Source organism: Nocardia sp. NBC_01730, assembly GCF_035920445.1.
In the GTDB taxonomy this organism is placed as follows: domain Bacteria; phylum Actinomycetota; class Actinomycetes; order Mycobacteriales; family Mycobacteriaceae; genus Nocardia.
The window spans coordinates 7,457,711-7,484,706 of record NZ_CP109162.1; the positions used below are offsets into that span (position 1 = coordinate 7,457,711).

The 26,996-nt window shown below is 67.1% G+C and carries 29 protein-coding genes and 1 pseudogene; 20 read left to right on the forward strand and 10 right to left on the reverse strand.

The annotated features are described in order from the left end of the window. Positions 1–267: 267 nt before the first annotated feature. The gene (locus OHB12_RS30895) at positions 268–918 is read left to right on the forward strand and encodes a PadR family transcriptional regulator (protein ID WP_327113230.1); all 651 of its coding nucleotides are present in this window, start codon (positions 268–270) and stop codon (positions 916–918) included. Positions 919–1,098: 180 nt separating this feature from the next. After that, on the forward strand, positions 1,099–2,310 hold the full coding sequence (locus OHB12_RS30900; protein ID WP_327121639.1) for an FAD-dependent oxidoreductase: 1,212 nt from the start codon (positions 1,099–1,101) through the stop codon (positions 2,308–2,310). Here the strand turns inward: OHB12_RS30900 and OHB12_RS30905 are convergent. Next, the gene (locus tag OHB12_RS30905; protein ID WP_327113232.1) at positions 2,307–3,146 is read right to left on the reverse strand and encodes a helix-turn-helix domain-containing protein; all 840 of its coding nucleotides are present in this window, start codon (positions 3,144–3,146) and stop codon (positions 2,307–2,309) included. The two genes, OHB12_RS30900 and OHB12_RS30905, sit on opposite strands and share 4 nt — an antisense overlap. An 85-nt stretch (positions 3,147–3,231) precedes the next feature. On the opposite strand from OHB12_RS30905, the gene OHB12_RS30910 reads away from it, so the two are divergent. Both OHB12_RS30910 and OHB12_RS30915 read left to right on the forward strand, forming a co-directional pair. Continuing rightward, positions 3,232–3,675, forward strand: coding sequence for a hypothetical protein (locus OHB12_RS30910; protein ID WP_327113234.1), 444 nt, complete (start codon positions 3,232–3,234; stop codon positions 3,673–3,675). Continuing rightward, positions 3,672–4,691, forward strand: coding sequence for a zinc-dependent alcohol dehydrogenase family protein (locus tag OHB12_RS30915; protein WP_327113236.1), 1,020 nt, complete (start codon positions 3,672–3,674; stop codon positions 4,689–4,691). Before OHB12_RS30910 ends, OHB12_RS30915 begins: the two co-directional genes overlap by 4 nt. 3 nt (positions 4,692–4,694) lie before the next feature. Here the strand turns inward: OHB12_RS30915 and OHB12_RS30920 are convergent, their stop codons facing one another. Beyond that, a complete protein-coding gene (locus tag OHB12_RS30920) occupies positions 4,695–5,414 on the reverse strand; it encodes an HNH endonuclease family protein (protein WP_327113238.1) in 720 nt (239 codons plus the stop codon). A 674-nt stretch (positions 5,415–6,088) separates the two neighbouring features. Here OHB12_RS30920 and OHB12_RS30925 point away from each other — a divergent pair. The 11 genes and pseudogenes from OHB12_RS30925 to OHB12_RS30975 all read left to right on the forward strand — a co-directional run bounded on the left by OHB12_RS30925 (position 6,089) and on the right by OHB12_RS30975 (position 16,544). Further along, positions 6,089–6,964, forward strand: coding sequence for a haloalkane dehalogenase (locus OHB12_RS30925; protein WP_327113240.1), 876 nt, complete (start codon positions 6,089–6,091; stop codon positions 6,962–6,964). 55 nt (positions 6,965–7,019) lie between these two features. Next, the gene (locus tag OHB12_RS30930) at positions 7,020–7,874 is read left to right on the forward strand and encodes an RNA polymerase sigma factor (protein ID WP_327113242.1); all 855 of its coding nucleotides are present in this window, start codon (positions 7,020–7,022) and stop codon (positions 7,872–7,874) included. Positions 7,875–8,098: 224 nt separating this feature from the next. Beyond that, positions 8,099–8,560 (forward strand): annotated as a pseudogene (locus tag OHB12_RS30935) (alpha-amylase family glycosyl hydrolase); the annotation flags it as partial. Between the two features lie 48 nt (positions 8,561–8,608). Then, on the forward strand, positions 8,609–9,850 hold the full coding sequence (locus OHB12_RS30940; protein ID WP_327113244.1) for an RNA-guided endonuclease InsQ/TnpB family protein: 1,242 nt from the start codon (positions 8,609–8,611) through the stop codon (positions 9,848–9,850). A gap of 19 nt (positions 9,851–9,869) precedes the next feature. Further along, positions 9,870–11,135, forward strand: coding sequence for an ABC transporter substrate-binding protein (locus OHB12_RS30945; RefSeq protein WP_327113246.1), 1,266 nt, complete (start codon positions 9,870–9,872; stop codon positions 11,133–11,135). Positions 11,136–11,147: 12 nt separating this feature from the next. Beyond that, complete coding sequence (locus tag OHB12_RS30950; RefSeq protein WP_327113248.1) at positions 11,148–12,185, forward strand: carbohydrate ABC transporter permease; 1,038 nt, start codon at positions 11,148–11,150, stop codon at positions 12,183–12,185. A 4-nt stretch (positions 12,186–12,189) separates the two neighbouring features. Next, positions 12,190–13,074 (forward strand): carbohydrate ABC transporter permease, encoded by an 885-nt coding sequence (locus OHB12_RS30955; protein WP_327113250.1) that lies wholly within the window; start codon positions 12,190–12,192, stop codon positions 13,072–13,074. Positions 13,075–13,157: 83 nt separating this feature from the next. Continuing rightward, a complete protein-coding gene (locus OHB12_RS30960; RefSeq protein ID WP_327121641.1) occupies positions 13,158–13,553 on the forward strand; it encodes a nitroreductase/quinone reductase family protein in 396 nt (131 codons plus the stop codon). Between the two features lie 71 nt (positions 13,554–13,624). Further along, positions 13,625–14,725 (forward strand): calcium:proton antiporter, encoded by a 1,101-nt coding sequence (locus OHB12_RS30965; RefSeq protein ID WP_327113252.1) that lies wholly within the window; start codon positions 13,625–13,627, stop codon positions 14,723–14,725. Between the two features lie 200 nt (positions 14,726–14,925). Next, on the forward strand, positions 14,926–15,414 hold the full coding sequence (locus tag OHB12_RS30970) for a hypothetical protein (RefSeq protein ID WP_327113254.1): 489 nt from the start codon (positions 14,926–14,928) through the stop codon (positions 15,412–15,414). Positions 15,415–15,542: 128 nt separating this feature from the next. Then, positions 15,543–16,544: a DUF418 domain-containing protein gene (locus OHB12_RS30975; protein WP_327113256.1), complete on the forward strand. Its 1,002-nt coding sequence runs from the start codon at positions 15,543–15,545 to the stop codon at positions 16,542–16,544. A 404-nt stretch (positions 16,545–16,948) separates the two neighbouring features. Here OHB12_RS30975 and OHB12_RS30980 read toward each other — a convergent pair whose 3' ends face one another. Next, on the reverse strand, positions 16,949–17,344 hold the full coding sequence (locus OHB12_RS30980; protein WP_327113258.1) for a heavy-metal-associated domain-containing protein: 396 nt from the start codon (positions 17,342–17,344) through the stop codon (positions 16,949–16,951). Between OHB12_RS30980 and OHB12_RS30985 the strand changes: the two genes are divergently transcribed. Genes OHB12_RS30985 through OHB12_RS30995 form a run of 3 tightly spaced genes read left to right on the forward strand, consistent with a single transcriptional unit; the run spans position 17,345 to position 18,073 of the window. Continuing rightward, positions 17,345–17,707 carry a hypothetical protein gene (locus tag OHB12_RS30985; protein WP_327113260.1) on the forward strand — a complete coding sequence of 121 codons (363 nt, stop codon included), beginning with the start codon at positions 17,345–17,347 and terminating at the stop codon, positions 17,705–17,707. It begins immediately after the preceding gene. Positions 17,708–17,731: 24 nt separating this feature from the next. Next, positions 17,732–17,887: a DUF6131 family protein gene (locus OHB12_RS30990; protein ID WP_327113262.1), complete on the forward strand. Its 156-nt coding sequence runs from the start codon at positions 17,732–17,734 to the stop codon at positions 17,885–17,887. 9 nt (positions 17,888–17,896) lie between these two features. Next, positions 17,897–18,073, forward strand: a complete 177-nt coding sequence (locus tag OHB12_RS30995) for a CsbD family protein (protein WP_327113264.1) — start codon at positions 17,897–17,899, stop codon at positions 18,071–18,073. Positions 18,074–18,172: 99 nt separating this feature from the next. On the opposite strand, the gene OHB12_RS31000 is transcribed toward OHB12_RS30995, so the two are convergent. From OHB12_RS31000 to OHB12_RS31010, 3 genes are all read right to left on the reverse strand, one after another. Next, positions 18,173–18,901: a VIT1/CCC1 transporter family protein gene (locus OHB12_RS31000; RefSeq protein ID WP_327113266.1), complete on the reverse strand. Its 729-nt coding sequence runs from the start codon at positions 18,899–18,901 to the stop codon at positions 18,173–18,175. A 92-nt stretch (positions 18,902–18,993) separates the two neighbouring features. Beyond that, positions 18,994–19,368: a hypothetical protein gene (locus OHB12_RS31005; protein WP_327113267.1), complete on the reverse strand. Its 375-nt coding sequence runs from the start codon at positions 19,366–19,368 to the stop codon at positions 18,994–18,996. Between the two features lie 88 nt (positions 19,369–19,456). Then, positions 19,457–20,509 carry an AraC family transcriptional regulator gene (locus OHB12_RS31010; protein ID WP_327113268.1) on the reverse strand — a complete coding sequence of 351 codons (1,053 nt, stop codon included), beginning with the start codon at positions 20,507–20,509 and terminating at the stop codon, positions 19,457–19,459. Between the two features lie 33 nt (positions 20,510–20,542). On the opposite strand from OHB12_RS31010, the gene OHB12_RS31015 reads away from it, so the two are divergent. Both OHB12_RS31015 and OHB12_RS31020 read left to right on the forward strand, forming a co-directional pair. Further along, on the forward strand, positions 20,543–22,048 hold the full coding sequence (locus OHB12_RS31015; protein WP_327113269.1) for a flavin-containing monooxygenase: 1,506 nt from the start codon (positions 20,543–20,545) through the stop codon (positions 22,046–22,048). A gap of 84 nt (positions 22,049–22,132) precedes the next feature. Continuing rightward, positions 22,133–22,510 carry a hemophore-related protein gene (locus OHB12_RS31020; protein ID WP_327113270.1) on the forward strand — a complete coding sequence of 126 codons (378 nt, stop codon included), beginning with the start codon at positions 22,133–22,135 and terminating at the stop codon, positions 22,508–22,510. A gap of 97 nt (positions 22,511–22,607) precedes the next feature. Here OHB12_RS31020 and OHB12_RS31025 read toward each other — a convergent pair whose 3' ends face one another. The 4 genes from OHB12_RS31025 to OHB12_RS31040 all read right to left on the reverse strand — a co-directional run bounded on the left by OHB12_RS31025 (position 22,608) and on the right by OHB12_RS31040 (position 26,991). Next, positions 22,608–23,780: a sensor histidine kinase gene (locus OHB12_RS31025; RefSeq protein ID WP_327113271.1), complete on the reverse strand. Its 1,173-nt coding sequence runs from the start codon at positions 23,778–23,780 to the stop codon at positions 22,608–22,610. Next, positions 23,777–24,433 carry a response regulator transcription factor gene (locus OHB12_RS31030; protein WP_327113272.1) on the reverse strand — a complete coding sequence of 219 codons (657 nt, stop codon included), beginning with the start codon at positions 24,431–24,433 and terminating at the stop codon, positions 23,777–23,779. The genes OHB12_RS31025 and OHB12_RS31030 overlap by 4 nt, the downstream gene beginning before the upstream one ends. A gap of 280 nt (positions 24,434–24,713) precedes the next feature. Beyond that, complete coding sequence (locus tag OHB12_RS31035) at positions 24,714–25,727, reverse strand: hypothetical protein (protein WP_327113273.1); 1,014 nt, start codon at positions 25,725–25,727, stop codon at positions 24,714–24,716. Next, positions 25,714–26,991 (reverse strand): hypothetical protein, encoded by a 1,278-nt coding sequence (locus OHB12_RS31040; RefSeq protein ID WP_327113274.1) that lies wholly within the window; start codon positions 26,989–26,991, stop codon positions 25,714–25,716. Before OHB12_RS31040 ends, OHB12_RS31035 begins: the two co-directional genes overlap by 14 nt. Between the last annotated feature and the right edge of the window lie 5 nt (positions 26,992–26,996).

The following is a 26,996-nucleotide window of genomic DNA, read 5'->3' on the forward strand; positions in this document are numbered from 1 at the left end:
GCCAAGGGGTGCAGCTGCGGCTTACCAATGCCGGCGCAGCCGCGATCGACCGGGTCCTAGCCGCCTGGTGGCGCTGGCTCGGCAGCAGGCTGGACGACTGGGACTACGCGGACCCGGCTGATCGCGCGCTGCTCGACCGAAGCGCTGGGAAGCATCGCGACGAAGCTGATCGAGGACGAGGCGCGCGAGCAGGAAAGTGTGGTCGTCGGACGCTTGCGGCCGATTACTCGCTTGCGTATATTCGTATGCGAGTAATGAGGAGGTGCCGTGGCCAAGAAGCGCAAGGTGAACAACTTGCTCGCACTCGCGGTGCTCTCCGCGATCGTCGAGCGCCCGATGCACCGGTACGAGATCGCGCAGACCCTGCGGGACCGGGGCAAAGAGCACGACATGGATATCAAGTGGGGCTCGCTCTACACCGTCGTGCAAAACATGGAGAAGGTCGGCTTCCTCGAGGTCGTCGGCAGCGAGCGCGACGGTGCACGGCCGGAGCGGGTGATCTATCGGATCACCGACGTGGGTCGTGCCGAGATGGCCGACTGGACCAGGGAATTGCTCGCCACCCCCGAACCGGAACATCACCGGTTCGTCGCGGGCCTGTCCATTCTCGCGGTGCTGCCGCCTGCGGAGGTGATCGAGCTGCTGGACCGGCGTCTCGACGCGCTGGGGCATCACGTCGAGGCTGTCCGCCGCGAACTCGACGAACTCGCCGCCGCGAAGCTGCCGCGACTGTTCGTCGTCGAGTCCGAATTCGGGCTCGCGATGCTGGAAGCCGAAGCGGCATGGACGCGTTCGCTGCGCGACGAGCTGAACGAGGGCACCTTCCCCGGACTGACGCAGTGGCGGGACTGGCACGAGCGTGGCATGGACCCGTCCGAAGTCGCCGAGCTGGTGGAGAGGGGGATGACCCAGAACTAGCCGAAAACCGGACCCGGCGGGGTGCGGCAACACCGCCGCCGGGCCCGATCGAACAGTCTCGAACCGTGCCCGCGAACGCGCACCCGGCTACAAGGCTGGCAACCACAGGATAACCAGGTGGATGACGCGCGGATCGGTTCGGGAATCGCAACCCGTATCGCACAGATCCTGGAGACACCTATGTCCACAACACGTACCGCCCTCGTGATCGGCGGCGGCATCGCCGGACCCGTCGTCGCGACAGCCCTCCGCAAAGCGGGCATCGAAGCCCGCGTCTACGAGGCCTATCCCGGCCCGTCCTATGGCATCGGCAGTGGGCTCGCGCTGGCGCCGAATGGCGTCGCCGCCCTCGACCTCATCGGCGCGGGCGATCCCGTGCGCGACATCGCGCTGCCTGTCACGGGGATGAACATGTCCGTCGGCGGCAAGCTCTTGCAGATGCCCGGTCTGGCCGATGTCCCGCCCCTACAAGTGGTCGATCGCAGCGAACTGCACCGGGCGTTGCACCAGCACGCGGTCGCCGCCGGCGTCCCCTTCGAGTACAACAAGCGCCTGGCCGACGTGCGCGAGGGCAACTCGGGTATCACCGCCCGGTTCGCCGACGGGAGCGCGTCCACCGCGGACGTGCTCATCGGCGCCGACGGCATCCGCTCGACGGTGCGCGACCTGATCGACCCGAACGCGCCAGGTCCCGACTACCTCGGCATGCTCGGCTTCGGCGCGATCACCGAGTGTGACGCCGACGTACGGCCCGACACCATGACTTTCGCATTCGGCAAGCGGGCGTACTACCTCTACTGGCCGACCGCAGACGGGAGGGTGGCGTGGGGCGCCAACCTGCCGCACAAGGAGTACTTGTCGCTCACCGCGGCACGGGCTATCCCGAAAACGCACTGGCTCGAGATCCTGCGCGAGACCTACCGCGACGACAATCCCGGCGGTGAACTGGCCAGGCGCACCACCGAGGACCAGCTCGAAGTGGTCGGCGCGCTGCACATCATGCCGCCGGTGCCGCACTGGTACCGCGGGCGGATGGTGCTGGTCGGCGACGCGGTGCACGCGCCGTCCAACAGCTCAGGACAGGGCGCGTCGCTGGCGATCGAGAGCGCCATACAGCTGGCCCGGTGCCTGCGTGATCTGCCGACACCCGCCGAGGCGTTCGCTGTCTACGAGCGGCTGCGGCGCGGCCGGGTGGAAGGGGTCGCGGCACGCGCCGCGAAGATCAACCACAGCAAGACGCCGGGGCCGGTGGCGCGCAAAGCGATGCAGGTGCTGATGCCGCTCATGGTCAAAACACTGATGAACCCGGAGAAGACCATGGGGCCCGAGCAGCGTTATCGGATCGACTGGGACGCGCCTGCCGACGACGAACTCGCGACGAGCTCGGTTTAGGCGAGTGGTCCTGCCGGTCCCTCGGACCGGCAGGACTTGTCCGATCCGGATCGCAGCGCGGCGCGCTCGCGCAGGACCCGCGCGGTCTGCTCGTTTGCGGGCAGAAACGCTTCCAACTGCAGCTCGGCAAGCGTGATGTCGACGGCGGTGGCGAACGAGGTGATGGTAGTGATCAAACGCAGCTCGTCCTCGTTGCCGCGCAGGCGCAAAGGTACCGCGAAGCCGAGATGATCCTGGCCCGGATCGGTCTGTGGCAGATAGCCTTCCAGCTCGGCGATTAGCGCGTCCAAGGCGGGGTCGGGGCTGCGGGCGACTCTGCTCCGTAGCGCCTCGGTGACGTGCCTGCCCCATTCCGGCAGGTTGAGCACCCTGGCCGCCAATCCATCCGGGTGCAGCGCGAGCCGCAGCACATTGACCGGGGGTTCGAGCAGCCACGGTGCGGCGCCCTCGGTGAGTAGGTCGAATGCGGCGTTGGCGGCGAGCAGGACGCCGTAGGGCCGGGCGATCAGCGCCGGGTACGGGAGGTGGCCGTCCAGGATGGCCGTCAGTGCCTCCAGCGCCGGTGCCAATTCCGCAGTGTCCAGGTCGGATTCGGGAAAGACCGGAGCGTAGCCCGCGGCGAGCAGCAGCCCGTTGCGCTCGCGCAGGGACAAGTCGAGCGACTCGGCGAGCCGCACCACCATGGTGCGCCCCGGCCGCGACCGTCCTTGCTCCAGATAGCTCAGATGCCGTTGCGTGGTGTCGGCGCGGATCGCGAGGTCGAGCTGGCTGACCCGGCGCAGGGTCCGCCAGTGTTTGAGCTGCCGAGCGAACCCGGACTCGATCGCCGTCGTCATCTCAGCAGTATCGATGCCGTTGGGTTGCTCCGCCATTCCCCGCGGGGAATCGCACGCGACAACGCGACCGGCGAAACTCTGTCGCATGAGCAACCAAACCGATGACCAGCAGCTGACGGACTTCACCGACCGGTACGTCGCGATGTGGAACGAGCCCGACGCCGAAATCCGGCACAAGCGGGTCAGGGAGCTGTGGGCGGTGGACGGCGCGCAGGTGCTGGTGGATCCGCCGCAGGCACTGCGCGAGGCGCTCACCGCGCTGTCCTTCCCGATCCCGACCGTGGAGATCCGCGGCTACGAAGCATTGGACCGTCGTGTCGGCCGCGCCTACGAAATGTTCATCGCTCCCGGCGAGCACATGTTCACGCCGAGCGGGCCGACGGTCCGCCTGTCGGCCAACCTGATCGGCCTCAGCTGGCGGATGGTGACCAGGGAAGACAGGGCGGTTGCCGGCGGCGGATACGACGTCGTCGCGCTCGACGGCGAGGGCCGGATCCGGTGGGACCACCAGTACATCGGGGTCGCGTGATCAGCGCGGTTGCCTACCACCTGGACTCGACGCACGGCGCGGCCGGTCTGACCACCGCACCGCAGCCGACGCCGGAGCCGGGTTCGCACCAGGTCGTGATTCGCGTGCTCGCCGCGTCGCTGAACCGGCGCGACCTGATGCTGCTGGACGGTACCTATCCGCTGCCGGCCGCGCCTGGGATCGTGCCGCTCTCCGATGGCGTCGGCGAAGTGATCGCGGTTGGCGACAAGGTGTCCCGTGCCGCAGTGGGCGACCGGGTGACCGCGACGTATTTCGTCCGGTGGATCGACGGTCCGCAACGGCAGTCTCATGTCCTGGAACAGTACGGCGCCACCTATCACGGCATGCTCGCCACGTACGCGGTGCTGGAGGAGGATTCGGTGGTGCACGTCCCCGGGCATCTCACCGACGTCGAAGCGGCTACGCTGACCTGCGCGGGCGTGGTGGCCTGGGCGGCGCTCACCGCGCCGCTTCCGGTCTTGCCGGGGGAGACCGTACTGATCGTCGGCAGCGGAGCAGTCGCGCTGTTCGGTGTGCAGCACGCCAAAATGCTGGGAGCCGAGGTTGTTTCGGTTACCTCCAACGAGGGCAAGGCCGAGCGGCTGCGCAAGCTCGGCGCCGACGAGGTGATCGATCGGAGCCGGACGCCGGACTGGGAGCGGGCCGTGCTGGACCGCACCGGCGGCGACGGCGTGGAACACGTTCTGGATGCGGTGGGGTTGCCGACATTGGCGAGATCTGTGCGGTCGGGTGCGTACAACGCACGGATCACGATGGTCGGCGCAATGCCCGCCGAGGATGCGCCCACCGGCAACCTATTCGGGACGTCGTATCTGTCCATTCGTCGGATCGCGGTAGGCAGCAGAGCCGATTTCGAAGCAATGAACCGATCGATTACCGAGCATCGGATGCGTCCGGTGATCGATCAGGTCTTTCCCTTCGACGAAGCGGAGGCCGCCTACCACCACCTGCGCACCGGTGATCCATTCGGCAAGGTGGTCGTCGAGTTGTTGTAGTGGTCAGGGGCAGGTGCTCAGTTTCTGGATCATGACATCTTTTTCGGGCTGGGTGACCCAGAGCCGATAGGCCGCTTTCACCTGGATTTGCCTGGTCAGGTACGCGCAGTGGTAGCCCTTGTTCGGTGGCAGCCAGGACGCTGCGTCGGAATCGCTCTTGGACTGGTTGGTCGGTCCGTCAACCGCCTGCAGGTTCAGTGGGTCGTTGGCCAGGTCGCGGCGGCGTTCGGCGGAAAGCTGCTGTGCGCCTTTCTGCCAGGCGTCCGACAGCGCGATGACGTGATCGATCTGCACCTCGTCGGAGGTCTTGGTGCCACGCACGAAGTGGATGGTCTTTCCCGTGTAGAGGTCGTTCAGCGTGCCGGTCGCGACGACGCACTTGCCCGACTTGAACGCCACGTCGGTAAGGTCGCGCTGCAGGATGTCGTTTCGGGTGTCACAGCCGTTGTCGCCGCCGGGCACCGAGACGTCGTCGGACCAGGGCGGGCCGAATTCGTCACGGCTGTAACCGGTTTTGGCCGCGCGGCCCGCGACACGCAGGGAATCGAGCAGCGCGAGCGCGTCGCGGCTGGGTACAGGTGCCGGCGTGTCGCTGCACGCGCGGCCGGAACCGCACGCCACTTTCGCGGCCGAGTCGCCGCAGCCGACGGAAAGCCATGCCAGTCCGACGAATGCCGCGACCACGAGGGCTATCCGAGCCAGTTGTTGTGCTGTGAACTTCATCGAACTTCCTAACGCCAACGCACTCCAACTGTAACCGGCGCCAAGGTATCCGGTGGCCGTGACGAAATAACCGAACGGCGCCTATGAGATTCGGCACAGCTGGACGATATTCGCCGGTATGCCAAGGTGGCTGGTCAGGTCGATAGGGATGCGGGCCCGCCCCCGAGCCGCCGTGCCGGCGCCGACTCGGGGACGGCTACTCACGAGGGAGACCGGTGGCGCGGCTGTGCGGACGGGTGTCCAGTCCGAGAACCGCACTCTACGGCACCACGGGGCTGATGAGGGGAGGTCCCGAGGTGTCGAGCCGCACCGACTCCGAGCTCGCTCGTGATGATCAGGGGTGAATCGGAATCCGGTCCGTGTCGGCTGCCTGGGTTACCCGTAACCGGTTGCTCACCAGTCGCTGCCGCACCGTTGTTTCTCCGTCTCGACTACGCTTCGTGCTACGTATCAAGACAGTAGATAGCTCGTGGTGGCCTTGGCAAGCGTGCGGCGCTGCGCCCGAAAGTTTCTCAGCTGATCTTCAGTATCCGCAAACCCGCCTACTGCATTCCCGCGGATGTCTCCGGCCCTCCGGGGTGTGACAAGCGTCACTTGAAGGGCGGTCACAACCTACCGTGATCGTGTGTCGAAAACAGGCATAGGGAGCAAGCCGATACCTGGAGGACAACCTTATGCCTACCGTCGACATTCTCGACTCGTTCATCAACTACCGCGACACCGGCGAGGGGACGGTGCCGGTGGTGTTCCTGCATGGCAACCCGACGTCGTCGCACCTGTGGCGCAACGTGGTACCGCACGTCGCGGATCGGACCAGGGCGCTGGCGCCCGACCTGATCGGGATGGGGGAGTCGGGCAAGCCCGATATCGGCTACCGCTTCACCGAGCACGCCACGTACCTGGATGCCTGGTTCGACGCGCTCGGGCTGGACCAGGTGGTCCTGGTCGGCCACGACTGGGGTGGAGCGCTCGGTATGGACTGGGCCGCACGGCATCCCGGCCGGGTTCGCGGCATCGCGCTGATCGAGACCTTCCTGCGGCCGATGCGCTGGGACGAACTGCCCGGGCTCGGCGCCGAGCTGTTCCGCAAGTTCCGCTCGGCCGAGGGCGAGCGAATGGTGTTGGAGGAGAACACCTTCATCGAGTTCAACCTTCCCAGGGGAGTGGCCGATCTCTCCGCCGAGGACCACGACGTGTACCGGGCGCCGTATCCGACCCGGGCCTCGCGCAAGCCGCTGCTGGTGTGGCCCAGGGAGTTCCCGCTCGACGGCGAACCCGCCGACGTCGTCGCCATCGTGCGAAATTACGGCACCTGGGCAGCCGCGACGCCCGAGGTGCCCAAACTGGTGATGGCGCTGGAGAACGGGGTCGGGCTCGGGTCGCCAGAGGTGGTCGAGTGGGCCGCGACCACATTCGCGAGCGCCGAGGTCGCGCCGATCGGCCCGGCCGGGCACCACGCGCCGGAGGACAGGCCGGAGGAGATCGGCCGGGCGGTCGCGGACTGGCTGGACCGGCATGCTGTGCTCGGTGCGCCCGCCGTACGGTCCTGACCTCACCTGATCAGTGCTTCTTGCGCGTTCCGATGGCACGCCGAATGATGGCCGAATGGGCACGGAGCACGACCTGGGCGCGGACGAGGAGAAGGCCGTGGTCGCCCGCGCGGTCGCGGGCGACCGGGAGGCTGTGGCACAGGTGGTGCGGCTGCTGCAGGACCCGCTCTACCGGCTGGCCCTGCGCATGGTCTGGCGGCCTTCGGAGGCCGAGGACGCGACGCAGGAGATCCTGCTGCGCGTCCTCGGCCACCTGCACACCTGGCGTGCCGAGGCGAAGCTGCTCACCTGGGCCTACCGGATCGGCGTCAACTACCTGCTGAATCTGAAGCGGCAGACCCCGCAGGAGGCCGCGCAGGTCAGCCTCGACACCTATCGGGAAGGGCTGGCCGATGGGCTGGCGGACGCCGACTACCGCGGGCCGGAGGCGACGCTGCTGACCGCCGAAGTGCGGCTCAACTGCAGCCAGGCCATGTTGCAATGTCTGGTTCGCGACGAGCGGATCGCCTTCGTGCTCGGCGAGGTGTTCGAGCTGACCTCCGTCGATTCCGCGTGGATCCTCGACATCACTCCTGTCGCCTACCGAAAACGGTTGGAGCGGGCCAAGAAACGGCTCGGCAACTTCTTGAACGCGACCTGTGGTCTCATCGACCCGACGGCGTTCTGCCGCTGTTCGCGCCGGGTAGACAAGGCGCTCGCCCTCGGTCGCGTCGACCCGCGTGCGCCGGTTTTCGCCAGGCATGCGGTAAGCCGAGGCGGGCGCACCGCGGCGGTGGCCGAACAGCAGATGATCCAGCTGCACGATGCGGCGTCGGTGCTGCGCGCGCACCCGGATTACGCGGCGCCGCAAGCGAAGTTGGACGCGATCGCCGGGTTGCTCGACTCGGGCCGGTTCCCGCTGCTCGACTAGGAGTTGCAGCCTGACGCACCGAGTACCGCCGCAGGAGAGCGGTATGCGGGAAAACACCGGCGTGGGTGCCGACGACAACCACCGATACGCCCATCTCCGCGAGTTGGATCCGCTCCCGGAAGGGCGAGCGGAAATGCGACGACAATCGCGGCATCGACCTTGCGCCGCAGCGCTGCGATGACTCTATATAGGCAAACGTTTACGTAGCGTCTCGAGGAGATTCGATGTCCCAGTCCGTGCAGTCGGCCGCAAACCCCCCTACGGCCCGTGAAACGGAACCGTGGTGGAAGACGGCCGTCGTCTACCAGGTCTACATCCGCAGCTTCGCCGACGGGAACGGCGACGGCATAGGCGATCTGACCGGATTGCGATCGAAGCTCCCGTACCTGGCTGCACTCGGTATCGATGCCGTGTGGATCAACCCGTGGTACCCGTCGCCGATGGCCGACGCCGGCTACGACGTCGCCGACTTCCGGAACGTCGAACCGTCATACGGCACCCTCGAGCAGGGCGAGGCCTTCATCGCCGAGGCCCACGAGCTGGGCATCCGGGTAGTTCTCGACATCGTTCCCAACCACACCTCCAGCGACCACCGCTGGTTCCAGGCCGCGTTGCGCGACGAGCCGGGCGCCCGTGACCGGTACCTCTTCCGTCCTGGCCGCGGGCAGGGCGGCGACCAGCCGCCCTAGTATTGGGGTGTGCAGCTTCGGTACAACTTCCGCTTGAATCCCTCTGTGGGACAACAGCGGTCGTTGGCGAAGGCATTCGGATGTGCCCGTGTGGTGTACAACGATGCACTGCACGCCCGGCGGGAAGCTTTCGGGACCGGGCGGCGAATCAGCGACGGCGATTTGTCGAAGCGGCTCACCGAGTCGAAGCGAACTCCGGAGCGGGAATGGCTCCGGGAAGTGTCGTCCGTGGTTCTTCAACAGGCTCTTGCCGACCTGAATACCGCGTACCGGAACTTCTTCGCCTCGGTGAGCGGCAAGCGGAAGGGCGCGAAGGTTGCGCCCCCGAAGTTCCGGTCCCGCAAGGACAATCGGCAGGCGATCAGGTTCACGAAGAACTCACGGTTTGCGGTGACATCGGGCCGGAAGCTGAGGTTGCCGAAGATCGGAGATGTTCGCGTCCGCTGGTCGCGGGAGTTGCCGACGGACCCGTCGAGCGTGACGGTGATCAAGGATACGTCGGGCAGGTATTTCGCGTCGTTCGTGGTCGAGGTAGAGACCGTGGCGCTGCCGCAGTCGGATTCCGAGGTCGGTATCGATCTGGGGTTGACCTCGTTCGCGGTGTTGTCGAACGGGACGATGATCGACAATCCGAGGTTCCTTCGCCGCGCGGAACGCAAGCTCCGCGAGGCGCAACAGTCGTTGTCGCGCAAGCAGAAAGGCTCGGCGAACCGGGGTAAGGCACGGCTGCGGGTCGCCAAGGCACACGCCAAAGTGTCCGATACGCGCAGGGATTGGATGCACAAGCAGTCCACGATGATCATCCGCGACAACCAAGCGGTGTACGTCGAGGACCTGTGCGTCAAGGGTCTTGCGCGTACCAGGTTGGCGAAGTCGGTTCACGATGCGGGCTGGGCGATGTTCACCCGCATGTTGGAGGAGAAGTCCGCGCGGTACGGCCGACACTATCGCAAGGTGGATCGCTGGTTCCCGTCCACGCAGCTGTGCTCGGTGTGCGGCACGCTGTCGGGCAAGAAACCCCTGCACGTCCGCGCATGGACCTGCACGTGCGGCACAACCCATGATCGGGATTCGAACGCCGCAAAGAACATTCTGGCCGCAGGACGTGCGGACAGCCCAACGCCTGTGGAGCTGGTGTCAGACTCGGTTTCGGCCGAGCGACCGGCGGTGAAGCAGGAACCCACCGGAAGCGCGGCTCAGCCCGCACAGACCGGAATCTCCCGCCTTCAGGCGGGAAAGGACGTCAATCTCGCTCGCAGCCCCCGGCCGACACCTCGGTATGGCTGACGGAACCGGAACACGACCGATGAGACATGGCGCGATCGCACTGCTCGCCGCCGGAATCATGCTGGCCGCGACGTCCTGTGCGGACCAGGGAATCAGGGCTGCCGCGCAAGCAGAACACGACAACCTCGACGGACGCGGACCCATCACCTATGTGCAGGGCAAGGACAACTCGAACGTCATCCGGCCCCTCATCGACGCATGGAACGCGACCCACCCCGGCGAGGAGGTGACGCTCGAAGAACAATCCAACAAGCCCGACCAGCAGCACGAAGACCTGGTACAGCACTTCCAGTCCCGCGACACCGGGTACGACGTCGTCGTCGTCGACCTCGTCTGGACGGCCGAGTTCGCGGCCCGCGGATGGCTGCAGCCGCTCGAGGGCCAGATGGGAATCGACACCGCCGAGCTGCTCGAGCCCACCGTGACGAGCGCACGCTACGGCGACATCTTGTACGCGGCCCCGCAGGTCAGCGACGGCGCACTGCTCTACTACCGCACCGATCTCGTGGACCACCCGCCCGCCACCTGGGATGAGCTGATCGCGCGGTGTAGTACCGCGCGGTCCGCCGGAATCGGGTGTTACGCCGGTCAGTACGCCAAGTACGAGGGTCTCACCGTGAACGCGGCCGAAGCCATCACCACGGCGGGCGGCTCGATCATCGGTGCGGACGGGCTGACACCGACCATCGACAGCCCCGAGGCCAAGGCCGGACTACAGTCGCTCGTCGACGCCTACCGGAACGGCGACATCCCGCGCGAGGCGGTCACGTTCCAGGAGGAGCAGGCCCGCCAGGCCTTCCAGAGCGGCAACCTGATGTTCATGCGTAATTGGCCTTACGCGTACAGCCTGATGAACGGGCAGGGTAGCTCCGCGGTGGCAGGCAAGTTCGCCGTCGCCCCGCTGCCCGGAAAGACCGGGACCGGCAGCTCCAGCCTCGGCGGCCACAACGTCGCGATCAACGTGTACTCCGGGCACAAGGCCACTGCCCATGACTTCCTGACTTTCATGATGAACAAGAAGACCCAGGAATTCTTTCTGTCGCAGGGCTCCCTCGCACCGGTACACGCCGACGTCTACGACGACCAGGAGCTGATTGCGCAGCACCCGTATCTCCCCACGTTGAAGACGTCGATCGAGAACGCGGTCCCACGTCCGATCACCCCCTTCTACCCTGCGGTGACGCGGGCGGTTCAGAACAACGCCTATGCCGCGATCAGGGGTGAGAAGACAGTGGACCAAGCCGTCGCCGACATTCGATCCGCCATCGCGGCGGCCGGGTCCTAGAGGAGATGTGTGATGAGCCTGCAAGATCTGCCCGTTGAGAGACCGGCCGAGACCGTGCTCCACCCGGATGATCTTCCGACCGGCGAACCGCCATCGGCACAACGCAAGGGGTGGAGCAAGGCGGCGATTCTGCTGATTCTGCCGACGATGATCCTGCTCGGCGTCGTCATTCTCTACCCGGTGGTCAGCGCCATGGTGCTGTCGCTGTTCAAGGACCCGACGATCGACCCGGTCACCGGCAAGTTCGTCGACCAGGGCTTCGCCGGCCTGTCCAACTACAGCCACTGGCTGCTGCAGCGGTGCACCGACTCCACCGGCGCCGCGGTCTCGTGCCCCAGCGGCACCCTCGGCTCCCTGTTCTGGCAGTCGATGTGGGTCACCGTGTTCTTCACCGTCGTCACCGTCGCCATCGAGGTCGCGCTGGGACTGTGGTTCGCCACGATCATGAATCGCGCGTTCCGCGGCCGGGCGCTGCTGCGCACCAGCATCCTCGTGGCCTGGGCGATCCCGACGGCCGTGACCGCGAAGCTGTGGTACTTCGTCTTCGCCTATGACGGCATCGCCAACAGGATCCTCGGCACCGAGATCCTGTGGACCGGCGACACGTGGCCCGCACGGTTCGCCGTCGTCGTCGCCGACGCCTGGAAGACCACCCCGTTCGTGGCCCTCCTCATCCTGGCCGGACTGCAGACGGTCCCCGCCGAGGTATATGAGGCCGCGCGGGTGGACGGTGCGAGTGCCTGGCAGCGGTTCCGGCTGATCACACTTCCACTGATCAAACCGGCGATCTTCGTCGCGGTCCTCTTCCGTGTGCTCGACGTGCTGCGGATCTACGACCTGCCGGCCATCCTCACCGGCGGTGGCGGCGGCGACGGCACCGCGACAACGACGCTCTCGATCCTCGTCATCGACCAGATGCGGCAGGGGTTCAACAGCGCCTCCGCCTTGTCGACGATCACGTTCCTGTTCATCTTCGCCGTCGCCTACGCGCTCGTGAAGGTGATGGGCGTCAACGTGGTCGAGACCCAAGAGCAGCAGCGAAAGGCCTGACGTCATGTCCACAGCAGTCGTCACCCGAGGCGGGCTTTCGCCGGTGCGGCGCCGCCTCGGCACGCGATTCGCGTCGGCCCATACCTACCTCGGGCTCGCCGTGATCGTCGCCTGGGGCCTTGGCCCGGTCTACTGGATGGTGGTCACCGCCTTCCGGCACTCCGACTACACATTCGACACCACCCCATGGCCCACCCACGTCACCTTGGAGAACTTCGCGAGCGTGTTCTCCACCGACACCGGTAACCACTTCGCCCAGGCGCTGATCAACAGCACCATCATCGGCGCAGTCACCACCGGGATCGGTCTCGTGTTCGGGATCTTCACCGCTTACGCACTTGCCCGGTTGAACTTCCGCGGCAAGCACCTCGTCCTCGGCATTGTGCTCGCGGCGTCGATGTTCCCCGGCGTCGCGCTCTTGACGCCATTGTTCCAGCTGTTCACCACGATCGGGTGGTTCGGCACGTACCAGGCGCTGGTAGTCCCGGACATCTCCTTCGTGCTGCCCCTCACCGTCTACACGCTCACGGCGTTCTTCAAGGAACTGCCGTGGGAGCTCGAGGAATCGGCCCGGATCGACGGAGCCACCCGGGCACAGGCCTTCCGGATGGTGTTGCTGCCCCTGGCCGCGCCGGGTGTGTTCACGACGGCGATCCTGGCGTTCATCGCGTCCTGGAACGAGTACCTGATCTCCAGTCAGCTGTCGAACGACGTGACTCAACCGGTCACCGTGGCGATCGCCCAGTTCGCGGGTAGCAAACCACATGAGGAGCCGTTCACCTCCGTGATGGCCGCGGGCACCGTCGTCACCATCCCGCTCGTGATCATCGTTGTCCTCCTCCAGCGCCGCATCGTCTCCGGCCTCACGGCCGGCGGGGTGAAGGGCTGATGATTCACGTCATGCCGTGGCCGCGCGCCTCCGAGGTGGCCGATCCGCCGTCCGACGGATTCGTCCGGTGTTACCGTCGCCGCATGCCGAACATGCGCGATATTCAGCATCGGGTGGTGACGGCGTTCCAGCGCCGGGTCGGCAACCCGATCCTTCGCAGGCTGCCCGGGCAGCCCCTCCTGGAAACCACCGGCCGGGTCAGTGGGCAGCCGCGCGTAACCCCGATCGGCGGCCGCGAGATCGGACGGGAGTTCTGGCTCGTCTCCGAGTTCGGGGAGCGCTCGCAGTACGTCCGGAACATCAAGGTGGACAACCGGGTTCGGCTTCGCCTACACGGACGCTGGCGCACCGGCACCGCGCACCTGCTGCCCGGCGACGACCCGCGCGCCCGGCTCGCCGCCCTGCCGCGCGCCAATAGCGCGGCCGTCCGGCTCGTCGGCACCGACCTGCTCACCGTGCGGATTGATCTGGACGACTGAACCGGCAGTCGGGGGAGTAGCGGTTGTTCAGCTGTCCGATATGCGAGTAATTTGCTGGGACGATGGTGGGTATGATCCGTGTTTCGATCGCCCGCTGGACCGTTCTCGTTCCTGTCCTCGCTCTCCTCGCCCTCGCAGCCACTTGGGGGCGCAGTCTGCCGGGCATCGCGGTAACAGTCGTGGTGATCGCGTTGATCGGCGTGGTGCTCTCGGCGGTGCACCACGCCGAGGCGGTCGCGCATCGCGTCGATGAACCATTCGGATCGCTGGTGCTCGCGATCGCGGTGACCGTGATCGAGGTCGCGCTCATTCTCACGCTGATGAGCTCGGGCGGCGACAAGACCTCCACGCTGGCCCGCGACACGGTCTTCGCGGCGGTCATGATCACCTGCAACGGAATCTTCGGCCTCGCGCTGCTCATCGGTGCTTTGCGCAGGCGGATCGCCGTGTTCAACGCCGAGGGCACCGGCGCGGCGCTGGCCACGGTCGCGACGCTTGCCACGCTCAGCCTGGTGCTGCCGACTTTCACCACCAGTAAGCCGGGTCCGGAATTCTCCACCGCGCAGTTGGCCTTCGCCGCGGTGGCGTCGCTCGCGCTGTACGGACTGTTCGTGCTGGTGCAGACCGTGCGCCACCGGGACGATTTCCTGCCCGTCGAAAGCGGCATCGTCATCACCGCCGACGACGAGCACGACCAGCACGTCGAGCGACCCAGCGTGCGGGCTGCCCTCCGCAGCCTCGCGTTGCTGCTCGTCTCGCTGGTCTGCGTTGTCGGTCTGGCCAAGGTGGTGTCACCGGCCGTCGAGTCGGCCGTGGAGTCGGCGGGTCTGCCGCAGTCGGCGGTCGGTGTGGTGATCGCGCTGCTGGTGCTGCTGCCCGAAACACTCGCCGCGGTCAGGGCCGCCCGCCGCGACCGAGTGCAGATCGGCCTCAACCTCGCGCTGGGGTCGGCCATGGCGAGTATCGGCCTGACCATTCCGGCGATCGCTGTGGCAAGCATCTGGCTGGACGGTCCACTGGTGCTCGGGCTCGGCGCGACTCAGATGGTTCTGCTCGCCCTGACCGTCGTGGTGGGCGGGCTCACGGTTCTGCCAGGGCGGGCCACCCTCCTGCAAGGCGGCGTCCATCTGGCTCTGTTCTCGGCTTTTGTCTTCCTCGCGGCCAGTCCCTAGCTCCGCTTCTTTGCGTCGCCGACGGTGCGATCAACGTGCCGAAAGCATTTCAGTTAATTCTGGGTGACTTTTTAAATGCTTGCTGAGCTGGTAAGACGCTTCTATTGAAAGCCGATCTGTCAATCGGCAAACTTCGGTAGCCTACTGTACAGGCGTGCTGTTCGTGACGGTAGTTCCCACTCGGCAGCGAAGGCGAATCGATGGTCACATCCGGCAGCGGTCGCGGATCCGACGATGACGATCGTGGCGGCGATAGTTCACGCATCCTCCCCAACGCGGCGTTGATCACCGCTCTCCTCGCACTCGTGGTCGGGATCGTCGTCCTGCTGCAGCCGGTCGGCGACTCGGCCGACGGCAAGCCGCCGCACTCGACAGTCGCCACGGTGACGCGGGCGCGCGACTGGCCGCACGCCAAGTCCCTCCAGGCGCCGACGCCGCCCGAGCTGGTGCCCCTGCGACCCGCGCGCGAGGTCGGTGGCGATTGTTCGGCGGGCGGCGTCTCCGCGTACTGGGACATGCGTGACGGGCAGTGGACGTGCGTGCCGCGAAACGAACATCTGATCGGTGACGACTGCTCGCACAGCGGTGTCATCGCGCACTGGGACCTGACGCCGGACCGACAGTGGGTCTGTGTTCCACAGGAGCGGGGTGGCCCCGAGCCGCCGCCTACGACGCCTGGCGGCTTCTGAGCGCGAAAACCCTACGGGCGCGGGGGTCTCGGCGCTGCCGTCGCATGTTACGAAGCTCCTCGAGATCTGCCGACATCTCCGCGCAGGAATGCGGCCGACGTGTCTGGTTGGTCGATACCGTGAGACACATGCGCTACGCCCAGGGTCGACCACGCATTCGCGAATGGGACGCCGTCCGTGGTTTCGCGCTGTGCGGGATCTTGCCGGTCGATATCTGGCAGATCACCGATATGGCTGCTACGACAGGACCGGGCGAGATGGTTCCGGTCCGGCATGTGCTGTCGGTGTCGTTCGAAGGACGGTTCTTTCCGATCTTCTCGTTCCTATTCGGGTTGAGCTTCGCCCTGTTCCTGGACGACGCGGCCGAGCAGACCGACCGACCGCGACTTGTCCTGGTCCGCCGCCTGCTCGCGCTCGGGGCCATCGGTCTGGTCCACCACCAGTTCCAACCGGGGGAGGCGCTGCTGCCGTACGCGATCGTCGGGTTGGTGATTTTGCTGCCCGCGTTTGCGCTGCCGAACTGGGTGGTGCTGAGCGTGGGCACGGCAGTCACCCTCGCCGTGGCGCTGACCCTCGGCGGCGGGCTGGCCATGGTGCCAGGGCTGTTCCTGCTCGGCCTGGCCACCGCCCGCTACGGGATCGCCGACACCCTGGACGAGCGCGGCTGGCAGATCGGAGCGGTCTTCGCCCTCGCGCTGCCCGCCGCCGTCCTGGCGGACCGGTGGGAGTACCGCACGCCCTACCTCGAGCTGTGGTCCACCCCCGCCTCGCCGGTTGCAGGCCTGTTCGGCGCGCTCGCCTACCTCACCGGCCTGTTGCTGTTGATGCGTATCGAGCCGGGGCAGGTGCTGTCGGAAGTGCTCGAGCCGCTCGGGCGCATGGCATTGACCAATTATGTCTGCGCCACCGCGGTGATCCTGCTCGCGGATCCGTGGCTGGGACTGTCCGGCTCCGACAACTACGCGGCGCTGCTGGGCTCGGCGGTCGCGATCATCGCGGCGCAAGCGATCGTCAGCGCTGTGTGGTTGCGGTTCTTCCGTTACGGGCCGCTCGAATGGGTGTGGCGCTGTGTCACCTGGTGGGAGTGGGTGCCTGCCCGGCCTGTTCGGGTCCCGAGCCGCCGCTACTGAGATCACGGGGGAGCGAGGTCACCGGTCGACTCCGGTGCGGCTGATACCGCGGGAACAAGCGGTGCGGTGTCGAACCGCCGCGCGTGTTCGGTGGTGTCGGTGATGATCGCGAGCTGGTCGCCAGGGTATCGCGGGCTCGTGGGGGCGACGCCGACGGCAGCAGCGTCGAATTCGCCCAGCCGAGCAGGCGTTCGCGAGTCGGTCCTTCGAGGCCGAGCAGTCCGGCTCGCACGTCGCGGTACCTGGTCACCAACCAGGCCGGGGGACCGGTCCATCACCGGGTCATCATCGCGCATGTGGCGGCGAACGCACGTCGGTGATGCGGACTGTTCATCCGCGTTACGTGGTGGCGCTGATTTCCGCACGCGCTGCCTCGATGGCGGCAGCGCCTGTCGCCGCTTCGGTCAGGAGGCGGCGACGCCGGTCTGGCGGATCGCGTCGAGGACCTCGCCGTAGGTGAGAGTGGAATTCACTATGGCACGCTCCGAGGGCACATCGATGTCGACCGAGTCGATGCCGTTGACGCCGCGCAGGTTCGCTTCGATCGCCGAGGCGGACTCGCGGGTGACGTTGGGCAGAGTAATGGTGTACGTCATGCTTTCCGCATAGACCGATTCGCCCGGCTCAAACTTTTCGATGTGCCGGGTTTGACTCTTCTGCCGCCGGGAATAGCGGAGTTGTAATACAAAATCGACGTAATAGGGATTGTCATGATCATCATCATCGGGCTCGTAGTTTTGATCGCGGCAGTGATCATCGGGGTCGCCGCTGTGGTTGGCAACATCGGTGAAGCCCAGCAATTGACGAGCGACTTCGCGGCGTTCGATTACCACTTCCACGGCTCCACGGGAGCGCTGTTCGGGTACGGGATCGTGCTCGGTGCGATCGGGATGCTCGGGCTCGCGCTCGTGCTGACCGGTGCGTGGCGGGTTACGCGGCGTGGCGCGGCAGCTCGTCGCGAACTTCGGCAGTCACGTCGTGAAATGGCGGCGGTCCGGCGCGATCTCGCGGCAAGCACACCTGGGGAACGTCGGCAGACCGAACCGAAGGCGACCCACGAGCCGGCCTGGCGCCGGCTGTTCGGCAAGCCGGCGACAGCTCCTGCCGGTGATGCTCCGCGCAGCGGAAGCACCCGCAGCGTGCAGGCATCGACGTCGAAATAGTTATCGAGAAAAGGAAATGCGACCATGATTGTTCTCGGCCTTGTCCTTCTCGTCGTCGGATGGTTGCTCGGAATTTCGTTGCTCACCACGGCGGGCATCATCGTCTTGGTCATCGGCCTCGTGCTGATGCTGGCCGGTGCGATGGGCCGCCCAGTCGGTGGCCGCCGTTGGTACTACTAGGAATTTGTCATGATGAAGTTCGATGATCGGATCGCGCACCGGGTGCAGGCCACCCGGGGCAGTGTCAGGAAATTTCTCGGCAAAGCGACCGGGGACCCCCGTCTGGAAGCCGAAGGACGGCGTGAGCGGACCCGTGGAAACGTCAAACGTGCCGCGGACAAATTACGGGACGCATTCAAGCGCTGATCTCCGACCGGCCGCTGGTCCGTCGAGCGGAGCCGAATGGCGGCTGGGGCAACCGCCCCAGCCGCCATTTCACCTCGACCACTTCTGCACCGGCGTTTCTCACACTCCGGCAATCTGGGCCAGCTGTCCGATGCCGTACGTCACCGCCATGGCCAGCGCACCACCGAGCACGACCCGCACTACGGCCCTGCCGCGGGCGCTTCCACCGAGGCGGGCGCTGACCGAACCGGTGAGGGCGAGCGCGGCCAGCACGGCGGCGAAGGTCACCGGAATGCGCGTGGTGACCGGCGGGAGCAGGATGGCCAGCAGCGGCAGCATGGCACCGATCGTGAACGCCACCGCCGAGGAGAACGCCGCCTGCCAGGGATTGGTCAGCGCCTTCGGATTCAGGCCGAGTTCGGCCTCGGCGTGCGCGGTGAACGCGTCGTGCGCCGTGAACTCCTCCGCGACCTTGCGCGCGGTTGCCGGGGACAGGCCCTTGGCCTCATAGATCCCTGCGAGTTCGGCCAGCTCGTAGTCCGGCTCGTCGGTGAGTTCCCTGCGTTCTTTGGCCAGCTGCGCTCGCTCCGAATCGCGCTGGGTGCTGACCGAGACGTATTCGCCGACCGCCATCGAGATCGCTCCCGACAACAGGCCCGCTATGCCTGCGGTGACGAGGGCACCCGTGCTGGTGGTCGCCGCGGCGACGCCGACGACGAGGCCCGCGGTGGACACGATGCCGTCGTTCGCGCCGAGCACGCCCGCGCGCAGCCAGTTCAACTTGGACGCGGCACCCTCGCCGTGTGGCTCGTAAGGATGGGCCCGCGATGCGCCGGTCGTTCCGTCCATGAGGCGCACACTATGCCACTGCGAGCCGAGGTGCCGGTGGGCAGGGCGCCCGTGCCGGTGCGCGTAACCGCCGACTTTGCGCGGCGGGGTGGCTATTCGGACGGATGGTGGCGGACCGGCAGGGGATAGGGCAGGAACTTCCGGTGGACGACCTGCAGAATCAGCAGGAACAGCACCGACAACACCGCGGTGGTGTAATCGCCGAGCAGCAGGGCGAGGAGCGTGAACGCGCCGAACATCGGGACCTCCAGCGCTGCGCACCACCGCAGTACCCGGAGCCGTCTGGCATTGGCGGCCAGCCGCTCGACGCCATCGTCGATGATGTCCAGCGCGGTGTCGTAGCGAACCAGTCCGTCGCCGAACTGAACGAACATGTGCACCGCCTGGTCGCGGGTCAGTTCGCCAAGCCAAGCTCGGTCGATCAGCCGCTTGCCCTCCTCGGCGACCTCCTTGATGACCGTGTCCATGCGGGCCCCTTCTCAGTCGATCCAGAGGATTCTATGCGGCCGATCCGTGCCTTCCCAGTAATGATTGAGGCGTCTCCACGGCCGCCCGCTAAGTCGGTCCGCGCGCGCCGTCGCGTCGCAATGCGGTCGGCGTTGTTCCCCACCATCTTCGGGCGCACCGGGTGAATGTCGCCTGCTCCGACAGTCCGATCAGCGAGGCGACCTGACTCATCGGCATACCTGTTGTGGTCAGATACCGCCGCGCCGCGTCGCGGCGGACGTCGTCGAGGATCGTGGCGAACGAGGTGTTCTCGGCGGCGAGGCGTCGCTGCAGGGTGCGTGGATGAATGGTCAGAAGGCCTGCGACAGCGCCTATTTCGGGCGGTGCGGTACCGAGTAGCTGTTGCGCGGCGGCGCGCACCTTCGGTTCGATCGCGGCGTCCGCGCCGCCGGATTGTTCGGCGAGGAACGCCATGGCCAGCCGGTGCAGGTTCTCGTCGCCGCCGGTCAGCGGCCGGGTCGGCAGGTTGCTCGGCACCCGAAGCGCCGCCGATGGCCGGTCGACACGCACCGGCGCGCCGAAGAACTCCTCATAGGTCGCGATCGGCGCACGCGGCCGATAGGGGAGTTCGACCGAGCGCAGCCCGTAGCGGTCGTCCACCAAGCGTTGCATGGTGCGATGCACGAACGCGAGCCCGAGATCCGTGCCTTGGATGGGTGTCGGCATTCCCGGCTGCACGCCGTAGCGCAACGCGATGACGCCGCGGTCGCCGTACGGGTCGGGCTCCAGCGTCAGGCTCAGCGAACGCGCGTGCAGGAACAGGTACCGCGACGAGCATTCGAGCACGTCGGCCAGCGAGGGCGAGTTCCGGATCGCGAGCGCCAGTGGGCCGAGCATGTCCAGGTCTTGGCGCTTGGAGATCCGCAGTCCGAGATCGGGGCAGTTCAGCTGGTGTGCGGCCAGCTCGAGCGCCGCGGCCACCGCCTGATCCGGAACCAGCAGGTCGTCGGTGTCGAGCGCGGCGACCGGCAATCCGCATGCTATGGCCAGCGCCTCGGCGTCTCCGCCCAGCTCGGCCACCGTGGCGCGAAACCCGCGCAACCCCGCCGACCGAATCACCGACATGTCGTTCAGGATCAAATAGTTGTCGCGCAAAGTCAAGGAAGCCGACCCGACGGATCGCACACTGGAACCATGACCGACACCGTCGCAGCTCCGGAACACCTCGATGTCGTGATCGTCGGGGCGGGCCTATCCGGCATCGGCGCGGCCTACCGGCTGCAGACCGAGTGCCGCGGCAAGACCTACGCCATCCTGGAGGCGCGTGACACCCTGGGCGGCACCTGGGACTTGTTCCGGTATCCGGGCATCCGCTCGGACTCGGACATGTTCACGCTCGGCTACCCGTTCAAACCGTGGCGCGACGCCGAAGCCATCGCCGACGGCTCGTCGATCCTGCGCTATATCGAGGAGACCGCGACGGAATACGGCATCGACCGGCATATCCGTTACCGCACCAAAGTCGTCTCCGCCGACTGGTCCAGCGCGACCGCCCGCTGGACGCTGACGCTCGAACACCGCGACGAGGCCGGCGGTATCGAGTTGCGTACCCTCACCTGCGGCTTCCTCTACGCCTGCGCCGGGTACTACAACTACGACCAGCCGTACACGCCTGAATTCCCCGGTATCTCCTCGTTCACCGGCCAGGTGGTGCACCCGCAGTTCTGGCCGGAGCACCTCGACTACGCCGGCAGGCGCGTCGTCGTGATCGGCAGCGGCGCCACCGCGGTCACCCTGGTCCCTGCGATGGCCGAGCAGGCCGAACTGGTGACGATGCTGCAGCGCTCGCCGACCTGGATCAGCGCCGTCCCTGGCCGGGACAAGCAGGCCGACAAGATCCGCGAACTGCTCCCGCCGCGACTGGCGCACCGGGTGATCCGCACCAAGAACATCCTGTTCAACATCGGCTTCTACCAGTACTGCCGCCGCCGCCCGGAGTCCGCGCGCAAACTGCTGACCGGTCTCACCACTCGAATCCTCAAGGACGACAAGGCCGTAGCCGAGCATTTCACGCCCACCTACAACCCGTGGGATCAGCGACTGTGCGCCGTGCCCGACGCCGACTTCTTCAAGGCGATGAAGAAGGGCAAGGCCGATGTGGTCACCGACCATATCGATAGCTTTGTGCCGGAAGGTATTCGGCTGCGGTCGGGGCGGGTGCTGGAGGCGGACGTCGTGATCACCGCCACCGGGCTGCAACTGCTCGCCTTCGGTGGCATCGTCCCGAGCGTCGACGGCAGGCGGGTCGACCTGGCCGAGCAGTTCGTCTGGCAGGGCACCATGATCACCGGTGTCCCCAATTTCGCCGTCTGCATCGGCTATACGAACGCTTCCTGGACTCTGCGCGCCGACCTCACCTCCCGGCTGATCTGCAAGGTCCTCAACCACATGGATCGCAAGGGCTACGCCGCCGTAGTCCCCGAACCGCATGGCGAGCTCGACGAGCACCCGCTGCTCGATCTCGCCTCCGGCTACATCCAGCGGTCGATCGGCGACTTCCCGCGCCAGGGCGACCGCCACCCGTGGAAGGTCCGGCAGAATTACCTGCTCGATTCGGCCACCACCCTGCGCACAGATTTGTCCAAGACGCTCACCCCGACGCCGAAATCCGCTGTCCGGGAACCGGTACCGGTTCCCTAGCGCTGGCCAAACACCCTTCCTGGTGGACTTGGCTTCGGGTCACGTCGCAGTGACCCGAACGTCCAACCGAAAGGGTCATTCGACATGACGAGATTCGTTCGAGCCACCGTGGCACTCGGCGGCTTGGTCGCCGCGAGCGCTCTGCTGATCCCGGCGACCGCCTCCGCGCAGCCCGGCCCGGGCGCCCTGCTCGAGACGACGTGCAGCTTCGCGCAGATCGATGCCGCCGTCCATGCCCAGTTCCCCGAATTCGCCGCCCGCCTCGACGCGAACCCCGACCGCAAGGCGAAGCTCCAGGAGTTCCTCAACCTCCCGGTCGACCAGCGCAAGCAGCGGGCCCAGGAGTTCTTGGACACGCACCCGGACGCCAAGCGCAAGTTCGAGGAGCGCCGCGACTCGCCGCAGGCTCAGGAGCGCATCCAGAACCTGCGCACTGTCGCCGACACCTGCCACAACTACTGATCCTGGGGCGGGCGGGTGTCGGACTCGCCCGCATCCCCTTCGGATTTCGTCGAGGGTGCGCCCGTGGCAGCGGCGACGGTTGGGTCGAGTGCTCGCACTATCGGCTGGTGACCGGGAGGACGACCGTCACGGTGAGCCCGCCGTCGGGGCGCGCCACCGCACAGACCCCTCCACCGTGTGCCTGCGCGACCGAGCGGACGATCGACAACCCGAGCCCGGCGCCGCGAGTGCCGGAGTCGGCGAGGCGCTCGGACGAGGCCAGTCGGCGGAACGGCTCGAACAGCCCGTTGACCTCGAAGGTCGGGACAGCCGGGCCACGGTTCTCGACCGTGAGCTCGGCTCGGTCGCCGATCGACCGGGACCGCACCGACACCCAGCCGTGCTCGGGAACGTTGTAGCGCACGGCGTTGTCGAGCAGGTTCTGGATGAGTCGTTCCAACAACAGCGGATCACCGACCACAGGGGCTGCTTCGAGGTCCGCGGTGATCCGTACGCCCGCCCCTTCCGCCGCTTTCGTCGCGACCGTGACCGCGCTGCGGGCGATGTCGGCGAGATCGGCACGGTCGTGCTGGGTCAGTCGTTGTTCGCTGGTAGCCAGCAGCAGCAGGCCATCGATGAGTCGTTCGTGGCGGTGATTGACCTCGAGCAGCGTCGTCCCGAGCCTGCGGGTGTATTCCGGCGCGTCCGGGTCGTCGAGGGCGACTTCGATCAGCGTCCGGTTGATCGTCAGCGGTGTGCGCAGTTCGTGTGAGGCGTTCGCGACGAACCTGCGTTGCCCGTCGAACGCGCGATCCAGGCGCTCCAGCATCGCGTCGAAAGTGTCGGCCAAGTCCTTGATCTCGTCTTCCGGCCCCTCGAGCGCAATGCGTTCGTGCAGGCTGGTGTCGGCAACGCGCCGCGCGGTCGCCGTGATCCGCTGCAACGGGTGCAGGGCACGTCCGGCCATCAACCATCCGAATCCGCCCGCGGCGATACCCACCGCCCCCAGGCACACCAACGACCACATGAGCATGGCGCGCAACGTCTCCCGCCGATTCTGTTCGGCCTGCTCGAGCAGCGCCTTGTACAGCTCCTCCGAGGACGGCGTTCGGGTCCGCCCCGCTCGCTCGACGAGATACTCCCGAACCAACTTCTGCGCACCGACTCCTGGCCGTCGCTCCAGCGACTGGTTCAGATAGAAGTACATGAGCGCGATGAGCACCGCGCCGGCCAGGAAGAAGGCCACCGCGTACAGCAGGGTGAGCCGCAGCCGAATCGTGCGTCCTCTCATCGGATCCGGTACCCCACGCCGGGTTCGGTCTCGATCACCTGCGGCCCGCCGAGCTTCCGGCGCACGTTCATGATGGTGTACCGCACCACGCCGGTGAAGGGGTCGATGTGCTCGTCCCATGCTTTCTCCAAAAGCTGTTCGGCCGATACCACGCCGCCATCCGCCCGCAGCAGCTCGGCGAGCACCGCGAACTCCTTGCGCGATAACGACACCGGCTCACCGTCCCGGGTCACGGCGAAGCGGTACGGGTCCAGCCGGATTCCGGAACGTTCCAGCACTGGGGGAGTGGCGGCGCGTGCCCGTCGCCCCAACGCCTGGATTCGTGCGACCAGCTCCGCGAACGCGAATGGCTTCGTCAAATAGTCGTCGGCCCCGAGCCCGAGGCCCGACACGCGCTCGGCCACGGCGCTCGCGGCCGTCAGCATAAGAATCCGGGCCTGGCCACCCGCCTCGATCAGCGTGCCGCAAACAATGTCACCGGAGACCTTCGGGAGATCCCGGTCCAGCACGACCACGTCGTAGTCATTGACGCCCGCTCGCTCCAGCGCCGCAGCTCCGTCGTACGCGACGTCGACCGCCATCGCATGCCGACGCAGTCCGTCCGCAATCGCGTCGGCCAGCAACTTCTCGTCTTCGACCACCAGCACTCGCACACCGCTATCGTGCCTGTTCTCGCTGTTGGTTTGCTGTTAGCCCCGGCCTAAGCCAGTGCGCGATTTGCGTCTTCACCGGACGCGGGCACCGATCCGACCGCACGCCTTGTCTACTCGGCGACAGCCGATGCGCGTTCACGCACCATGATCGACGCGTTCTTGTCGCAGACACTGCCCTAGCCTGCTGTCAGCCCGGCTGAGCTACTTCGATACGCCACCGATGTGGCTTCTTAGCGGGGCAGGCGCCGAACGAGAACTCTCGGAGACAACCCACCGAACCTCAGCCCGGCGCGATACCGGTGATCAGAGTCTGGCTCGAGCCCGTCCGGGTGGTGACGATCTGTGTGAACGTGCTCGGCTGCTCATCCGGGAACTGCTGGGTCAACCGGACCTCCCACCGCGCCTGCCCGTCGGCGCCGTCCCCGGCGCGGGTGATCAGCACGCAGTAGCGGGTGCCGGCAGGCACCTGATTGATGCCGCGTTGGATCTGCTCGGCGGGCGCGACCGCCGCGTCCGGGGCGACCACCGCGCGGGCTCGGTACCCGGAGCGCTCGGCGTAGTAGGCGTACTCGAAGGCCAGGATGGCGTCGGGGCCGTTGCCGGTGCCGCCGGGGTCGGTGCCGGAGATGATGTCGGCGGTGCGCCGCTGCTCGCAGCCGGGCGTCGCGATGGCCCACGGTGGTCTGGCCCATGTCGTTGTCGCCGAGGTGATTTGCGTGGAACCCGATGCACGCGCGGGTGAACTCGCCGCGGTCGTGCGCGAATTCGATCCGGAACCGTAGAGGATGGTCAGCGCGATCGAGACGGCCGCGACCACGACCCCGAGCACGATCAGGACCGCCAGCGGACGATTGTTGCGTTGCTGATCCGTTCGCCGGGGACGGCGAACCGGAGTGCCGGGGTGGATTCCGGATCGGTTGACGATCGTAGGCACTTGGACGGCGTTGTCTTCGGCCTTCGGTGGTTCGTCATCGAGGGCGGGCATATGCCGGTTCTGTTCGACGGGTGGGTCGGGCAGCTCCTCGCTCGGGGCCGCAGGTTCGAGCCACTCCTCCCACTCCCCGAATCGCGGCCTCGCACTCGCCTTGTCCGGCGGTGACGGTTCGGGAAGGTCGAGTTCCGGTGGGGGAAGATCGAGTTCCGGTTCGCGGCGACGGACCGGTCTGCGGCGGCCGGGTGGGCGTCGGCGCTTCGACCCCTTGCCCGCGGGCGTGCGCAGCATCGGCAGACCCGTGTCGAACGGATTGCTCTGGGCCGCGCCCTGACTCGGATGCTCCCGGTCAGGGGGCGTCATCGTCGAATTCGCCCAGCACAGGCACGACGGCGGTCGCCATGGACGGCACGGTCACGCCGAGCTGGCCGCCGCGGGGTTTGTGCTCCTGGTCGGTCCCGGTCGGGGGCGGCGTCGGCGGAATCACCATGCCGCCTGCGGGTCCCGGGCGGGCCTGCTGGTCCGGGCGGGTGGCAGGCGCCGGGGCGGATTCGGCAAACGGCCCCGTCCCGGGAATGGGCCTGCTCTGCGGCTTCGGCGCGTCCGACTTCGCGGTGGGCGCGGAAGTGGACGCGCCGGGACCGGTCGACGTCCCGGGTTTGCTGTCCTGCGCCCCACCGCCGAAGTCGAACAGTTTCGAGGAGTTGGGCGAGCTCTTCGAGCTGTCGTCATGGGTGGTGGAGCCGGGGTGGATCGCCTCGGAAATGGCCTTGTCCGCCGACGCCGCAACGGTGTCGATGGTGTGTAGGCCGACCTCGGCGATCTTGTCGATGATGTGCGTGCCGATGTCGACGCCCGCGCTGATGCCCGCGGTGCCGATCTGCACCCCCGCGGAGATGAGCTGCTGCTGCAATTGGAGCTGCGCGGCCAGCGCCGGGTCCATCGGCTGCCCGGTCCCCTGCGCTGCGGTGCCGGGCACGAATTGTCCTGCGGCGCCGGGTTGGCCGGCTTGCCCCTGCGCCACCCCCGCCGGTGTGGTGACCGTGAGCGGTCCCATGCCATCCAGCTTTCTGGTGTGGTCGTCCATCTCCGATCGCGCGTTCGTAACCGTGGCGAGGGCGTCGCGCAGCGCCTGGGTGGCGCGTGTGATGACGGCGTCGGTGTCCGGGGCGGTGGTCGCGTTGCCGAGGATCTCGCGCGCGTCGCGCCGGAATTCCGCGATGATCTGGTCGACGCGCTGCGCCGCGCGCCCGGAGGTGGCGTGCGCGTCGGTGAGCACGGACAGGTAGGCCGGGCCCCGGTCGGAGATGTCGCCGATCTGGGTCTGCGTCGTGCGCAGTGCGGGCACCGCGGCGTCGGCGGCGCGCGAGGTCCAGGTCGACTCCAGCGCATGGAGGCCGTCGCGATGCGGGCCCTCGGTATCGGCCGCCTTGGTGGACGCGGACGACAAGGCGCTGGTCGCGGTCTCGTTCGGAATGCCGACGCCGGTGCCGAGCGAGGAACGTAACGCCAGCAGCGGGCGCACCAGCGCGGCCACGATCGGTGGGTCGACGCTCGGATCGGCGCTCAGCGGCCTGGCGGTCTCGGCGGAGGTCTGCGTGGCCTGTGCGCGTTTCCGCAGTCCCATCAGGC